This is a genomic window from Aurantimonas sp. A3-2-R12 (assembly GCF_036016755.1).
Classification (GTDB): Bacteria; Pseudomonadota; Alphaproteobacteria; order Rhizobiales; family Rhizobiaceae; genus Aurantimonas; species Aurantimonas coralicida_A.
In genome coordinates this window covers 189,554-204,234 of the sequence record NZ_JAYXIH010000002.1, presented here as the reverse complement: position 1 = coordinate 204,234, position 14,681 = coordinate 189,554, and the positions used below count along the sequence as shown (strand labels likewise).

Here is a 14,681-nt window from a genome sequence, read left to right as displayed (position 1 = left end):
AAATTACGGACGTTGTCAGCAAGGGACGCGGCGGGCGAAAGCCGGGCATCAAACGGCCAGCGATACCAGCGTTCCGAGCAGCAGGTTGGCGCCCTTTTCGATGTCGGGCCAAGCGGTCGCTTCGTCCGGTGCGTGGCTGATGCCGCCCTTGCTGGGAACGAAGATCAGAGCCGAAGGACACAGCGCCTGCATGGTCTGGGCATCGTGACCGGCGCCGGACGGCATCGAGCGGACGGCAATTCCCTGTTTCGCGGCTTCCCCGGCCAAGAGGCTCGCCAGTTCCCGATCGAGCGCGACCGGCGGCAGCCAGCTTTTATCCTCGATGGCGGAGGTGAGGTTGTGCCGGGCGGCGACGGCGGCGATCTCGCTGCGCAGCCGGTCCGTCAACCGCCGCATGATCGCTTCCGAAATATCCCGAATGATGACGGAGAACTCCGCGGTACCCGGAATCGTGTGCGGGGCATTGGGCGTGAGATCGACCTTGCCGATGGTGATTCGCGATTGCTCGCCGCCGATTTCGTCGATCACCGCGGGGATCGCGCCGGCCACCTCCGCCAGCCCGGCGAAGGCATCGGCGCGCATGTCCATCGGTGTCGTGCCGGAATGATTGGCTGTGCCGTCGAGCCGCACGAAAAGATGGCTGATGCCCGAGACGGAATCGGCGATGCCGATCGGGATACCCGCCGCCTCGAGGACCGGGCCCTGTTCGATATGCAGTTCCAGGAAGGCCCGCACCGAACTCGGCGCGCGCGCAGCATTCATGATCTCACAAGGGTCGAGGCCGTGGGCACGCATCGCCGCGACCAGGGTGACGCCGTCGGCGTCGCGTGCCTGATCGATCCATTGTTGTGTCACCTGGCCGGCGATCGCCTGGGAACCGAGCATGCCGCCGAAGCGGCCTTCCTCTTCCGCCGTCGCGACGACTTCGATGGCGGTCGTCGGGCTCAGCCCGGCATCCCGCATCGCTCTTACGCATTCCAGAGCGACGCACGCGCCGAGCGCGCCGTCGAAGGCACCGCCTTCCGGCACCGTGTCGAGATGCGATCCGGTGATGATCGCGGGACCGTCGGCGGGTCCGAACCGGCCGAAGATATTTGCCGCGCCGTCGCGGCGGACCGCGAGACCGTCGGCGGCCATTGCATCGGCGAACCAGTCGCGGACCGCCATGTCGGCCTCGCTGAAGCCGATCCGGTTGAAGCCGCGGGTCCGCGGGTTCCGTCCGAAACCGTTCACGCCGGCCAGAAGCGCTTGCAGGCGGGAAAGATCGATGTGCGCCGTCGCCGAAGGCATCCGAATTCCGCCCCTCAATCAAAGTGTTGTCGCGATATCAGGCAAGATTGCCCGAGACGCCATATAATTGATTATGAATTACACGTTGCCTTCATGCAATTTATCATGATTAATTATGGAAGATAGGCAGGCAGGGGAGCGCGTTATGAGAAAATGGCTGGCCGCGGCGATCGCCACGGCATTGATGGCACTGGCTCCGGCGGCGGTCGCCCAGACGCCGCCTAATGTTCTGGTGGTCGGTCAGATCGCCGAGCCGAAATCGCTCGATCCGCAGGCGGTGACGGCGGTCAACGATTTCCGCATCCTGGTGAATCTCTATGACGGGTTGGTCCGCTACAAGGACGGCACGCTGGAGGTCGAACCGTCGCTGGCCGAGAGCTGGACCATCTCCGAGGACGGCAAGACCTACACCTTCAAGCTGCGGGAGGGCGTCAAATTCCACGACGGTACGCCGTTCAATGCCGAAGCGGTCAAGTTCAACTTCGACCGGATGCTGAAGGAAGATCATCCCTTCGCCGACACCGGGCCCTTTCCGCTCGCTTTCTTCTTCTCCGCCGTCGAGGAGGTGACGGCGGTCGATCCGACGACGGTCGAGTTCAAGCTCGACGCGCCCTACGCCCCTTTCCTGTCCAATCTCGCCTATCCGACCGGCCTGATCGTCTCGCCCGCGGCGGTGGAGAAATATGGCAAGGATTTCGGCCGCAATCCCTCCGGCACCGGCGCCTACAAATTCGCCGAATGGGAGCCGAACGCGAAAATGGTGGCGACCCGGAATGAAGACTATTGGGATGGGGCGCCGGAACTTGAGGCGGTCATCTTCCGGCCGATCACCGACGCCAACACCCGCATCGCCGAAATGCTGTCGGGCGGGCTCGACATCATGGTGGAAGTGCCGCCGGACAGTCTCCAGCAGTTCAAATCCTCCGGCGACTTCACGGTTCGCGAACAGGCCGGGCCGCATCTCTGGTTCCTGATCCTCAACACCAAGGAAGCGCCGTTCTCGTCCAAGGCGGCGCGCCAGGCGGCGAACTACGCGATCGACAAGACCGCGCTGGTCGACAACATCCTGCAGGGCACCGCCGATGTCGCGGCTGGCCCGACGCCGCCGGCCTTCGCATGGGCCTATGACGAGACGCTGGAGCCCTATCCCTACGATCCGGAAAAGGCCAAGGAACTCCTCAAGGAAGCCGGATATGACGGCGAGGAGGTCACCTTCTACGTCACCGAGGGCGGCTCCGGGATGCTCGATCCGGTCGCCATGGGCACGGCGATCCAGGCCGACCTTCAGGCCGTCGGCATGAATGTTTCGATCGAGACCTATGAGTGGAACACCTTCCTCGGCAACGTCAATCCGGGCCTGGAAGGTAAGGCGGACATGGCCGAAATGGCCTGGATGACCAATGATCCAGACACCCTGCCGTTCCTTGCCCTGCGTACCGAGGCCTTCCCCGACAAGGGCGGATTCAACTCCGGTTACTACTCCAACCCCAAGGTGGACGAACTCCTGGAAAAGGCCCGTCAGGTGACGGACCAAAGCGAGCGTGCCACGCTCTACAAGGAGATGCAGAAGATCGTCCATGAGGATGCGCCCTGGGTGTTCGTCGCCAACTGGAAGCAGAACGCGGTGACTGCCGCCGCCGTCGAGGATTTCAAGCTGCAGCCGTCCTTCTTCCTGATGCTGCAGGACGTAAAGAAGCCCTAAGCGTCGCTCCATCGCGCCGGTGGCCTCGTGCCGCCGGCGCTCGTTCTAGCATCCGACCGGGACGCGCGCCGTGGCCGCCTACATCGCCAAACGCCTGCTCGCGGCGATCCCGGTTCTGTTCGGGCTGACGATCATCGTCTTCCTGATCATGGCGATGATCCCCGGCGACCCCGCGACGGCGATCCTCGGCTCCTACGCGACGCCGGAAAACGTCGCGCGGCTCAACCGGGATCTCGGTCTCGACAAGAGCTTGCCTCAGCAATATTTCATCTGGCTCGGCAATCTGTTCCAGGGCGATCTCGGCCGCTCCTACACCTTGAACCGGCCGGTGCTCGATGAGGTGCTGGAGCGCTTCTCGGCGACCTTGATCCTCGCGGGCACATCGCTGATCCTGTGCTCGATCTTCGGTCTTCTCGCCGGCATCGCGTCGGCCGTCCGGCAATATGGCTGGACCGACAAGATCGTCACCCTCCTGGTGCTGATCGGCATATCGACGCCGTCCTTCTGGCTCGGCCTGCTTCTGATCCTCGGCTTCGCGGTCAATCTGCGGCTGTTTCCGGTTAGCGGCATGTATGCGATCTACGGCGGCGGCGATCTCCTCGACCTCCTGCATCATCTGGCCCTGCCGGCTTTGACCCTCTCCGTCGTCGCGACCGGCGTGATCGCGCGGCTGACGCGCACCGCCATGCTGGAGGTGCTGCGGCAGGACTATATCCGGACCGCCCGCGCCAAGGGCCTGACCGAGCGCCGGGTGATCTTCCGCCACGCCTTCAAATCGGCGTTGGTCAGCGTGATTCCCGTGATCGGAATCCAGGCCGGCTTCGTCATCGGCGGCGCGGTCTATATCGAGACCGTGTTCCAGTGGCCCGGAATTGGCTCGATGCTGGTCAAGGCGATCTCGACCCGCGATCTCCTGCTCGTGCAGGGCGGCGTCCTGGTCGTCGCGGCCGCCTATGTCTTGTTCAACCTCATCGCCGACGTCGTGCAGACCCTGCTCGATCCGAGGCTGCGCTGATGACGGGCGCGACCTTGGCCTCTCCCAAACCCAAGGCCCGACGCGGCCGGCCGGGCAGCGCCGCGCTGCTGTTCGCCAACACGCTGGCCACCGGTGGCCTCGTCGTTCTCGTCCTGATCGCGCTGATCGCCCTGGCGGCGCCGATCCTGCCACTGGCCGATCCCGATGTCACCGCGCCGGTCGACCGCTTGATGCCAGTGTTCAGCGCCGGACACCCGCTCGGCACCGACCATCTCGGCCGCGATATCCTGTCGCGGCTGATCTGGGGCACGCGGGTCAGCCTCGCGGTCGGCCTTTCGGCCACGTTCATTGCCGCCTTCTTCGGCTCGCTGCTCGGCCTCGTGGCGGGTTACGCGGGCGGTCGCACCGACAGTCTTGTCATGCGCGGCATCGATATGGTGATGGCGTTCCCCTACATTCTCCTGGCGCTGGCCATCGTCGCGGTGCTGGGGCCGGGGCTGATTAACGCGCTCTACGCCATCGCGCTGGTCAATATTCCGTTCTTCGCCCGCAACATCCGCGGCATCACGCTAGGGTTGTCACGCCGCGAGTTCGTGGATGCCGCGCGCCTGTCGGGCAAGACCCCGGCGCAGATCCTGTTCCTGGAAATCCTGCCCAACGTGCTGCCGGTGATCGTGATCACCATGTCGACCACGGTCGGCTGGATGATTCTGGAGACGGCGGGCCTGTCGTTCCTCGGCCTCGGTGCCCAGCCGCCGCAGGCCGACCTCGGCTCGATGCTGGGGGAGGGGCGCAAGATCCTTTTCACCTCGCCCCATGTCTCGGTCATCCCGGGCCTGATGATCTTCGCGCTGGTGATGAGCATCAATTTGTTCGGCGACGGCATCCGCGACGTCCTCGATCCGCGGCTGCGATCCGGCGCCCTGACCCGCCCGGTCGCCCGCACCGCGATCATGCGCGATGGGCCCGTCGAGGCGCCGGTTCCGGCGGCGGGCGCGGTGCTCGATATCCAGGATTTGCGCACCGAATTTCATGTCGGCGGGTCCGTCTACAAGGCTGTCGGCGGCATCGATCTGGTTCTGAAGAAGGGCGAATGTCTCGGCCTCGTCGGCGAATCCGGTTCCGGAAAATCCGTCACCGCCATGTCGGTCATGGGGCTGGTGCCGACGCCGCCGGGCCGGATCGCCGGCGGGGCGGCCTTTCTCGGCGCGGAAGACCTTTTCGCCGTCAGCGACGAGCGGATACGCCAGTTGCGCGGCGCCGCCGTCGCCTATGTCTTCCAGGACCCGCTGTCGACGCTGCATCCGCTGTTCACCGTCGGCGAACAGTTGACCGAAGCGATCCGCGCGCATCAGAGGATGACCGGCTCGCAAGCGAAAAAGCGGGCCATCGACCTCCTCGATCTGGTGCGGATTCCGAACCCGGCCGAGCGGCTGAACGTGTTCCCGCATGAACTGTCCGGCGGCATGCGCCAGCGCGTTTGCATCGCCATGGCTCTCGCCAACGACGCCAAAGTGTTGATCGCCGACGAGCCGACCACCGCGCTCGACGTGACCGTGCAGTCGCAGATGCTGGCACTGATGAACCGGCTGCGCCGGGAGCGCGACACGGCGATCCTGTTTATCACCCATGATTTCGGCGTCGTCTCGGCGATTTGCGACCGGGTCGCGGTGATGTATGCCGGCCGGATCGTGGAAACCGGCCCGACGGAGGCCATCCTGTCGGCGCCGGCCCATCCCTATACGGCGAAGCTGATCCAGTGCGTGCCGGTGCTCGGCGAACCGGAGCGCCGTCTCGACGCCATCGCGGGACGCCCGCCGCTGGTCGACAATCTGCCGGAGGGTTGCGCCTTCGCCCCCCGCTGTCCAAGGGCGCGGGCGGACTGCCGAAGCGGCGATATCGCGATGACCGGTACGGACAACGGGCGGGCGGTGCGCTGCCTGCATCCTCTGGTTCCGGGGGAAGCCGATGTCTGACCGGACTCTTCTTGCGATCTCGGACGTCGCCAAGATCTTCGGCGGCGGGCAAACCCTGTTCGGCGGGCGAAAGCCGGCGGTTCATGCGGTGCAGAGCCTGTCGCTCGACGTGAAAAAGGGCGAGACCCTCGGGATCGTCGGTGAATCGGGCTGCGGCAAGTCGACCCTGGCGCGGCTGATGGTCGGGCTCGACCTGCCAACCGCCGGGCGTATCACGCTGGACGGCCGCGACCTCGTCGCGGAGGCCAAGCGCGACCGCCGGGCGCTGGCGCGTCAGGTCCAGTACGTGTTCCAGGACCCGGTCGCCTCGCTCAATCCCCGCAAGACCATCCGAACCATTATCGAGGCGCCGCTGATTCACCTCGCCGGGCTGAAGGGCGACGCGCGCGCGGCCCGGCTGGAAGAACTGATGGCCGCCGTCAATCTCGCGCCGGAATTCCTCGAGCGCTATCCGCACGAGTTTTCCGGTGGCCAGGCGCAGCGCATCGGTATCGCCCGGGCGCTCGCCGCCGGGCCGGAATTGATCGTCCTCGACGAGCCGGTCTCCGCGCTCGACGTCTCGATCCAGGCGCAGGTGCTCAACCTCCTGGACGATCTGAAGGACCGCTTCGGCCTCACCTATGTGTTCATCAGCCACGATCTCTCCGTGGTCGAGAGCGTCAGCGACCGCGTCGCGGTGATGTATTTCGGCCGGATCGCCGAGCTCGGCCCGGCGCGCAGCGTTTTCGCGGTGCCGTGCCATCCCTATACCGATCTGTTGATGCGCTCTGCCCCGGCGCCCGGCCGCCATGATTTGATTCCGGAAGACGCCAACACCGAACTGCCTGATCCTTACAACCCACCACCGGGCTGCGCGTTTTACGCCCGCTGTCCGAACGCGACGGATGTGTGCCGATCCCGGCACCCCCCCCTCGGGCCGGTTCCTGGCGGCGGCGCGGACCACCTTGTGGCCTGTTACCATCCCAATGGGGGCTGATCCCATGCACGAAAAAGCTCCCATGGTCCCGGCTCCGCGCGTCTCGGACAAGGGTCCCAGACGCCGCAAACGGCCGGATATCATCGCCGACCAGCTTCGTGAGCTGATCGTCGCGCATGGCCTGCGGCCGGGCGATCCGGTCGCGCCGGAGTGGTTCCAGCCTCAAAATCTGAAAGCCTCGCGCGGCACCCTGCGGGAGGCGTTGCAGATCCTCGAATTTCAGGGGCTGATCACCAGCAAGACCGGGCCGGGCGGCGGCATATTCGTATCGGCCGTCAGTCCGGATCAGGCGATCCGCTTGCTGGACAATCTGTTCCTGTTCGAGCAGCCCTCGATCGCGAATATCTACGCGCTGCGCAAATGGGTCGAGCCGGAACTCGCCGCGAGCGTCGCCGGAAAATTGTCGCCGGAAGGCTTGGAGGCCCTGCAATCCACCATTCGGCTCTATGAGGACGAACCGACGACTGCGGAGGAGGAATACGCCCAGCGTCTCGCCGAGCTCGATTTCCACGAAGAGCTGACGCGCCATTCCGACAACCCGTTGCTGGCCTTCATCGGCAGATTCTTGTTGAGCCTGTTGCGGGAGATGACGGTCTGCCGGGCGATCTACAAGGAGCCCAATCCCGGCCTGCGCGAGACCGGCCTGCATTACCAGGTGCGCCTTTTGCGGGCACTCAAGGCGGGCGATCCGGAACTGTGCCGCATGATTATGCGCGGCCATATGATCGAAGCGGAAACATACATGCTGGAACGCGCCGCGGTTCGGGTGCGCTCGCGCCGGCAAGGGGGGTGATGCCCGCTTCCGTCGGAGCATGCGGGCAAGGCAGCGTTAACGATTCTGCGCTAAAAATTGCCCCTTCGGCCTGGGGGTAAAACTTAGTGAGTATCAAGAAAATTTTGCTCGACGAGCTTCCCGGTGTCGTTGACGCTATCGCTGCCAGCGTCGCAGTGATCGGTCTCGATGGTGGAAAACCGGATCGGGTCCTCGCCTGCAACTGCCACTTTCGCCGCATGCTGGGTATCGCCGCGACTGACGGGCTCGGGGCTCGGCTCCGGAATTTCTTGCCGGGCTATGCACGGCGGGACATCGAGGCGCAAATCGAGGAATGCGTTCGGACCGTCACCCCGGTCGAGATCGTGCAGGCCTTCGATCTGGAAGGTCGGACGTTCTGGTGGCGCATTGCGGCGCAACCGATCCTGAATGGTGCCCGCGAGCCAGGCGGGGTCTTGCTCACCTGCCTGGATATCACCGAGAAGATCCGCTTGGAAAACGAGCTGAAGACGGCTAATTCCCGCTTCGGCGCTGTCATCCAGTCGGCCTATGACGGTATCGTCACCGTGGATCGGCAGCAGCGCATTCATTTGTTCAACGCCGCGGCCGAGGAGATGTTCGGCTACAGCGCCGAGGAGATTGAGGGCAAACCGCTCAACACCCTCATCCCCGAAAAATATCATGACCGTCACGGTCAGCATTTGGAGAATTTTGCTACGTCGCCGATTTCCTCGCGGCAAATGTTCGAGCGTGGAGGGCGGATTTCCGGCCTGGCCAAGGATGGCACGGAATTTCCCGTCGAGATCTCGATCGCGAAGATCACGGTTGACGGAGCCACCGAATTCACCGCCCTCATCCGCGACATCTCCGAGCGCGCCAAGCTGATCGACGAGCTAAAACGCCAGGCGCTGATCGATCTGTTGACGGGACTGCCGAACCGGCGGTCTTTCAATGAGCAGGCTGTCCACCAAATCGCATTTGCACGCCGTCACGAACGGCCGCTCTCCATCCTGATGATCGATCTCGATCGCTTCAAGCGGATCAACGACACCAGGGGGCACCCGGCCGGCGACATGGTGCTCAAGGCCATGGCGTCCGCCGGCAAATGCATCCTGCGCCAATCCGACATCTTCGGGCGGCTCGGCGGCGAGGAGTTCGCCGTGCTCCTGCCCGAGACCGATGAGGAGCGGGCCATCGTTATTGCCGAACGATTGCGCCAAGCGGTTGCAAAAGCCCGATTCGAGCACGATTGGGGAGAGCAGGGGCCGATCCCGTTTACCATCAGCATCGGCGTCGCTCCTTGTCTCAAAGACGATGCTGCGATCGAATACGCGCTCAAAAGGGCCGACCGGGCGCTCTATGACGCCAAGCAGGATGGTCGCAATCGTGTCAAGGTCTGGTCAAGGATGCCCGACGCCGAAGCGTCGGGCGAACTGCCGGACGGTGAGGTGCGGAAGGCCGGTTGACCTGCGCGGGTCACGCCCGGTTCAAAGCACGAGCGTGATCGCCTCTCAGGCGTAGCGGCTTTCGCGCTTGGTCTTGTCGACAGCCAGGGCGCCGGCGCCGGAGCCGGCGAGCACCAGGAAACCGCCGGCGAGCGCGATGTTTTTCATCAAAACGTTCGGCTCGGCGAGATGCGCCAAGAGACCGGTCGCCACGCAGAACGCCGCCAGTGCGATCGCGACGACGCGGGTCTGGAACCCGGCGAGGATCGCCAGGCCGCCGAACAGCTCGAACGCGCCGGTCAGATAGGCCATCGCGAGCGGGGCCGGAAAGCCAAGGCTCCCGAGATAGCCGGCAAAGCCTTCAGCACCGGTCAGTTTGCCGAAACCGGCGACAATGAAAATGATCGACAGGAGGACCCGGCCGACGAGGATAAGGGTGGGGTTCATGCGAAAGACTCCGTCTGGCGGGAGAGGCCTGTGCCCCTCTCCATGTTCCGATGTCCCCAGGTAAACGAAGAGGGCGCCGAATACAGCCGGGCTGCAGCCGACGAAACGTCAACCAAAAGCGATACAATCGAAAACGAAGGGTGACGATCGGCCTGAGCTGCTCTTCCGCCGCCTCAGCCGGGGTGGATCATCGCCGCCGGATCGACGATGCGGTCGTAATCCGCCTCGGAGACGAGGCCACTGGCCACCGCTTCCTGGCGCAGGGTCGTGCCGTTCTGGTGCGCCGTCTTGGCGATCTTCGCGGCGTTGTCGTAGCCGATGGTCGGCGCCAGCGCCGTCACCAGCATCAGCGACTGTTCCATCAGACTCCTGATCCGGTCCTCATTGGCCTCGATCCCGTCCACGCAATGTTCGGCGAAGCTCTCCATCGAATCTGCCAGCAGCCGAATCGAGGAGAGAACCGCGTTGGCGATCACCGGCTTGAAGACGTTGAGCTCGAAATGGCCCTGACTGGCCGCGACGGTGACGGTGGTGTCATGGCCGAAGACTTCGCAGGCGACCATGGTGATCGCTTCGGCCTGGGTCGGATTGACCTTGCCGGGCATGATCGAGGAACCGGGCTCGTTGGCCGGCAAATTCAGCTCGCCCAGACCGGAGCGTGGTCCGGAGCCGAGGAAGCGGATGTCGTTGGCGATCTTCATTAGATCAGCTGCCAGCGAATTGAGCGCCCCGTGGAAGAAGGTCAGCGCCCCGTGCGAAGCCAGCGCCTCGAACTTGTTCGTTGCGGTGCGGAACGGCTCGCCGGTGAGCGTGGCGATCTCGGCGGCGATCGCGGTGTCGAAGCCTTCCGGCGCGTTGAGGCCCGTGCCGACAGCGGTGCCGCCCTGCGCTAGCGCATAAACGCCGTCGAGGGCATCGCCGATCCGCTTCTTGGAGAGTTCCAGCGCGGCGGCGTACCCGGAGAATTCCTGGCCGAGCGTCACCGGTGTCGCGTCCTGGGTATGGGTGCGGCCGATCTTGATGATCGACGCATATTCCTTGGCCTTGGCGTCGAGCGAGGCGTGCAGCCGGTCAAGCGCGGGGAAGAGGCGCTCCGTCGTCTCGACGACCGCCGCGACATGCATGGCGGTCGGAAATACGTCGTTGGACGATTGGCTCATATTGACGTGGTCGTTGGGATGGACCGGCTTTTTCGAGCCCATCGTGCCGCCGAGCGCTTCGATCGCCCGGTTCGAGATCACCTCGTTGACGTTCATGTTGGTCTGGGTGCCGGACCCGGTTTGCCAGACCACCAGCGGAAAGTGGTCGTCGAGCTTGCCGGCGATGATCTCGTCGGCGGCTTTTTCGATCGCGTCGGCGACCCCGCCGTCGAGGCGGCCCATCGCGGTGTTCACCCGCGCGGCCGCTTTCTTGACCGTGGCCAGCGCAACGATCAACGGCATCGGCTGGCGGTCGCCGCCGATCTTGAAATTGTTGCGCGAGCGTTCGGTCTGGGCGCCCCAATAGCGGTCGGCCTCGACCTCGATCGCGCCGATGGAATCCGTTTCGGTCCGGGTGCTCATCTCATGCCCTCGCTGCTCTGCCATGTCGTTGCGGCTTGCTTAGCTGGCGCGCGTGCGGATCGAAAGAGGCGCGGGTGGCGTAAAATCGGTTTAGATGGAGCCAGGGGTCGCGGGCGGCCGTGCCAAAAAGAAAACGGGCGGATCGAAAGACCCGCCCGTCCAACGCCCTAGCCTTACGCGGCCGGACAATGGGCGCCGGTGGCGACCCAAGCCTCGTAGAGCTGGCCGAACTGTTCCTGCGTGCCGGGGGCCGGCTCCCGGCCCTTGCCCGGGTTCCAGCCCCAGCCGACGAGATCGTCGCTCGCCATGTGCTCGACCAACTCGGCAAGGGTCTTGCCGCCATTGCGGTTCTCGTCCTTGATCTGCGCGCAGATCTCGCCGAGCGACTTGCCCTCCCACGCCATTTCGACGGGGGCGAGATGCCAGTTGGGGTTGCCGGGGATCGACTGAATGTCCTCCGCCTGGGCGACGACTTCGGCGTTTTCCGGCCCATGGCAGGTGTTGCAGGTCATGCCGGGCGCGCCGAAATTAGCTTCGCCACGCACCACCGGCGGTTCGTGGATCGCCATGTCGTCACCTTGCAGCGGTGAGTCGCCGCGGGGGTGGCAGTTCACGCAACGGGGGTCCTGGAGCACCTTGCCGGTTTCCTCGAAGATGGCGATCGAGCGCTCCTTCTCATCGGCGATGGAATCGAAGTCGGCGACCGACTTCAGCGACCCGGTGTCTGTATCGGCTACCGCGGCCGGCGAGACGGACGCCTTAGATGCGGTGTCCTGCGCCAGGCCCGGTCCCGAACCCAGGATGAGGCTTGCGGCCAGAACCATAGCGGCCAAACGGCTCGTCAGAATCGTCGTTGATGTCACTTTGAAAATCCTGTTGTTCACGATGTCAGCGCCTTCACCAATGGCAATTGCCGCACCGGCTGGCTGGTCAGGCGGCGCCAGGCATTGGCGACGGCCGGTCCGACCGGCGGCGTGCCCGGTTCGCCCACGCCGGTCGGCGCCTCGCTGGATTCGATGATCGCCACCTCGACCTCGGGCATTTCGTTGATGCGCAGCGACCGGTAGTCGTGGAAGTTGGACTGGACGATCTCGCCGCCCTCGCCGAGGGTGATCTGGTCAAAGAGGACCGCGCCGAGGCCATAGCCAATGCCGCCTTCCATCTGCGCGCGGATGATGTTGGGGTTGACGGCGACACCGCAATCGACGGCGCACCAGACCTTATGCACCCGTGGCTCGCCCCTCTCGCCGATCGAGACTTCGGCGATCTCGGCGACGTAGGTATTGAAGGATTTATGCACGGCGACGCCACGCTGGCGTCCGTCGGCGACGGGCGATCCCCAATCGGCAATCTCGGCCGCCTTGCGCAGGACATTGGCGCGACGAGGATCGTTCTGAAGCAGGGCGAGGCGACCCTCGACCGGGTCCTCCCCGGCCTTCTCCAGCAGTTCGTCGATGAACGTCTCGACGGCAAAGCCGGTGTGACTGTGACCCACCGAGCGCCACCACAGCACCGGTACCGGAAGCTCGACATTGTAGGCCCGCACCCGCAGATTGGAAATCCCGTAGGGCATATCCGCGGCCCCCTCGACGGTGCTCTCGTCGAGGTCGGTCTTCTTCATGACCGACTGGCCGACGATCTGCTGGTCCCAGGCGACGATGTTGCCGTCCCGATCAATGGCGCCTTCCAGCGAATGCACGTAGATCGGCCGGTAGAAGCCGCCGCGAATGTCATCCTCGCGGGTCCACATGTGTTTGATCGGCCGCGTCATGCCAGAGGCTTTGAACGCTTCCGCCGCTTCGCGCATATAGGGAGACCCGAACTGCGCGCGCCGGCCGAAGCTGCCGCCGGCAAGCTGGGTGTTGACCCGCACCTTGGCCGGATCGACGCCGCACACATCGGCGATCGCCGCCTTGTCCTGGCCGGGAAACTGCGAGCCGTTATAACAGTCGATCGAGCCATCCGCGGCCCGGATCAGCACCGCGTCAAGTGGCTCCATCGGTGCGTGGGCGAGGAAGGGGAAGGTGATTTCCGAACGCAAGGTGGTGATGCCGTCGGCGGACAAGGCGCTTTCGGTATCGCCATTGTTGGTCGCTTCGAGCCCGTCGCCCGAGAGAAGCTTGCGATAGTCAGCGTAGATCGCCTCGCTGGAGCGCGTCTCCGCCGCGCTGAGGTCCCAGTCGATCGTGAGCGCCGCCCGCCCTTTAAGCGCGGCAAAGGTGTTTTCGGCGAACACCGCGACGCCTTGCGTGATCTGCCTGACGTCGACGACGCCGGGAACCTTGCGGGCCTCGGTGTCGTCAAAACTCTTTACCGTTGCGCCGAAATGCGCGGGGTGAGCGACCATGGCGATCAGCATATCGTCGGCCAGCACGTCGAGCGTGAACACTGCCTGACCATTGGTCTTTTCCGGCGTGTCGAGTTTTGGCCGGTCGGTGCCGATCAGCACGAAATCCTTCGGGTCTTTCAGAACGGGATCGGCCGGCGCGTCCATGGTGGCGGCTTTTTCAGCGAGTTCGCCGAAGCCGGACTCCTTGCCCGACGCCTCGTGCCGGATGCGACCCTTGGCGACGGTGATCTCGCCGGCCGAAACGCTCCACTCCTCGGCGGCCGCGGCGACCAGCATCGCCCGTGCGGTGGCGCCGGCCTTGCGCATCTGCTCGTAGGAATTGGCGATCGCGGTCGAGCCACCGGTTCCCTGAATGCCGAAGGCCAGATTGGCGTAGAGTTCGTCATTCGCAGGGGCGGCCGCGACCCGCATCTGGCCCCAATCGGCGTCGAGTTCCTCGGCCACCAGTGTGGTCAAGCCCGTATAGGGACCCTGGCCGAACTCGATATGCTTCGACAGCACAGTGACGACGCCGTCCGGCGCGATGCGCACGAACGCATTGAGATCCTGGACCGGTCCCGCCGCGCCGGCCGGCGCGCCTTGCAGCAAGGAAGCCGCGGCTCTGCCGCGCATGGCGAGGCTGACGCCAATCACGAGGCCGGCGCCAGCGAGGAAGCCGCGCCGTGTCGTTTGGATGCTCTGGATATTCATGGGTCAGCCCTCCAGCTTCGCGGCGGCGTCATGGATCGCCTGGCGGATGCGGACATAGGTGGCGCAACGGCAAATGTTGCCGGCCATCGCGTTGTCTATGTCCTCGTCGCTCGGCTTGGGATTGAACTGCAGTAGTGAGACAGCCGACATGATCTGCCCGGACTGGCAATAGCCGCATTGGGGCACGTCGATCGCCGTCCAGGCGGCTTGGACCGCTTCGGCCTCGCGACCCTCGGCCCCTTCGATGGTGGTAACGCTGGAGCCGTCAACCGTCGAGATCGGGGTAATGCAGGAGCGGCGGGTCATGCCGTCGAGATGGACGGTGCAGGCGCCGCATTGGGCGATGCCGCAGCCATATTTCGTGCCGGTCAGTTTTTCCGCGTCGCGGATCACCCAGAGCAGCGGTGTGTCGGGATCACCGTCGAACGTCTTCTCTTCGCCGTTAAGCGTGAAATTGATCAAGCAAGCCTCCTTGCGGTTGGCTGAAAGGGAGCG

12 protein-coding genes are annotated in these 14,681 nt (G+C 64.7%); 6 read left to right on the top strand and 6 right to left on the bottom strand.

Annotation, left to right across the window (positions count from 1 at the left end):
- Positions 1-48 precede the first annotated feature (48 nt).
- The gene (locus VSX60_RS02030; RefSeq protein ID WP_327622459.1) at positions 49-1,290 is read right to left on the bottom strand and encodes a Zn-dependent hydrolase; all 1,242 of its coding nucleotides are present in this window, start codon (positions 1,288-1,290) and stop codon (positions 49-51) included.
- Positions 1,291-1,435: 145 nt separating this feature from the next.
- Here VSX60_RS02030 and VSX60_RS02025 point away from each other — a divergent pair, with 145 nt between their 5' ends.
- From VSX60_RS02025 to VSX60_RS02000, 6 genes are all read left to right on the top strand, one after another.
- The gene (locus VSX60_RS02025; protein WP_327622458.1) at positions 1,436-2,992 is read left to right on the top strand and encodes an ABC transporter substrate-binding protein; all 1,557 of its coding nucleotides are present in this window, start codon (positions 1,436-1,438) and stop codon (positions 2,990-2,992) included.
- A 70-nt stretch (positions 2,993-3,062) separates the two neighbouring features.
- Complete coding sequence (locus VSX60_RS02020) at positions 3,063-4,007, top strand: ABC transporter permease (RefSeq protein ID WP_327622457.1); 945 nt, start codon at positions 3,063-3,065, stop codon at positions 4,005-4,007.
- Complete coding sequence (locus VSX60_RS02015) at positions 4,007-5,944, top strand: dipeptide/oligopeptide/nickel ABC transporter permease/ATP-binding protein (protein WP_327622456.1); 1,938 nt, start codon at positions 4,007-4,009, stop codon at positions 5,942-5,944. The genes VSX60_RS02020 and VSX60_RS02015 overlap by 1 nt, the downstream gene beginning before the upstream one ends.
- On the top strand, positions 5,937-6,920 hold the full coding sequence (locus VSX60_RS02010; protein WP_327622455.1) for an ABC transporter ATP-binding protein: 984 nt from the start codon (positions 5,937-5,939) through the stop codon (positions 6,918-6,920). The genes VSX60_RS02015 and VSX60_RS02010 overlap by 8 nt, the downstream gene beginning before the upstream one ends.
- Positions 6,921-6,942: 22 nt before the next feature.
- A complete protein-coding gene (locus VSX60_RS02005) occupies positions 6,943-7,713 on the top strand; it encodes a FadR/GntR family transcriptional regulator (RefSeq protein ID WP_327622454.1) in 771 nt (256 codons plus the stop codon).
- Between the two features lie 86 nt (positions 7,714-7,799).
- Entirely contained in the window at positions 7,800-9,158 is a 1,359-nt protein-coding gene (locus VSX60_RS02000) for a sensor domain-containing diguanylate cyclase (RefSeq protein WP_327622453.1), read from the top strand.
- Between the two features lie 45 nt (positions 9,159-9,203).
- Here the strand turns inward: VSX60_RS02000 and VSX60_RS01995 are convergent, their stop codons facing one another.
- From VSX60_RS01995 to VSX60_RS01975, 5 genes are all read right to left on the bottom strand, one after another.
- Positions 9,204-9,584 (bottom strand): DoxX family protein, encoded by a 381-nt coding sequence (locus tag VSX60_RS01995; protein WP_327622452.1) that lies wholly within the window; start codon positions 9,582-9,584, stop codon positions 9,204-9,206.
- 173 nt (positions 9,585-9,757) lie between these two features.
- Positions 9,758-11,146 (bottom strand): class II fumarate hydratase, encoded by a 1,389-nt coding sequence (fumC, locus tag VSX60_RS01990; RefSeq protein ID WP_327622451.1) that lies wholly within the window; start codon positions 11,144-11,146, stop codon positions 9,758-9,760.
- Between the two features lie 173 nt (positions 11,147-11,319).
- Positions 11,320-11,970 (bottom strand): Isoquinoline 1-oxidoreductase subunit, encoded by a 651-nt coding sequence (locus VSX60_RS01985; RefSeq protein WP_442873037.1) that lies wholly within the window; start codon positions 11,968-11,970, stop codon positions 11,320-11,322.
- A 56-nt stretch (positions 11,971-12,026) separates the two neighbouring features.
- Positions 12,027-14,186 (bottom strand): xanthine dehydrogenase family protein molybdopterin-binding subunit, encoded by a 2,160-nt coding sequence (locus tag VSX60_RS01980; RefSeq protein ID WP_327622449.1) that lies wholly within the window; start codon positions 14,184-14,186, stop codon positions 12,027-12,029.
- A 3-nt stretch (positions 14,187-14,189) separates the two neighbouring features.
- On the bottom strand, positions 14,190-14,648 hold the full coding sequence (locus VSX60_RS01975) for a (2Fe-2S)-binding protein (protein ID WP_327622448.1): 459 nt from the start codon (positions 14,646-14,648) through the stop codon (positions 14,190-14,192).
- Positions 14,649-14,681: the final 33 nt, after the last annotated feature.

Coding starts and splice junctions, on each gene's coding strand:
- VSX60_RS02030 (WP_327622459.1), bottom strand. CDS start 1,290: ATGCCTTCGGCGACGGCGCACATCGATCTTTCCCGCCTGCAAGCGCTT.
- VSX60_RS02025 (WP_327622458.1), top strand. CDS start 1,436: ATGAGAAAATGGCTGGCCGCGGCGATCGCCACGGCATTGATGGCACTG.
- VSX60_RS02015 (WP_327622456.1), top strand. CDS start 4,007: ATGACGGGCGCGACCTTGGCCTCTCCCAAACCCAAGGCCCGACGCGGC.
- VSX60_RS02010 (WP_327622455.1), top strand. CDS start 5,937: ATGTCTGACCGGACTCTTCTTGCGATCTCGGACGTCGCCAAGATCTTC.
- VSX60_RS02005 (WP_327622454.1), top strand. CDS start 6,943: ATGGTCCCGGCTCCGCGCGTCTCGGACAAGGGTCCCAGACGCCGCAAA.
- VSX60_RS01995 (WP_327622452.1), bottom strand. CDS start 9,584: ATGAACCCCACCCTTATCCTCGTCGGCCGGGTCCTCCTGTCGATCATT.
- fumC (WP_327622451.1), bottom strand. CDS start 11,146: ATGAGCACCCGGACCGAAACGGATTCCATCGGCGCGATCGAGGTCGAG.
- VSX60_RS01985 (WP_442873037.1), bottom strand. CDS start 11,970: ATGGTTCTGGCCGCAAGCCTCATCCTGGGTTCGGGACCGGGCCTGGCG.
- VSX60_RS01980 (WP_327622449.1), bottom strand. CDS start 14,186: ATGAATATCCAGAGCATCCAAACGACACGGCGCGGCTTCCTCGCTGGC.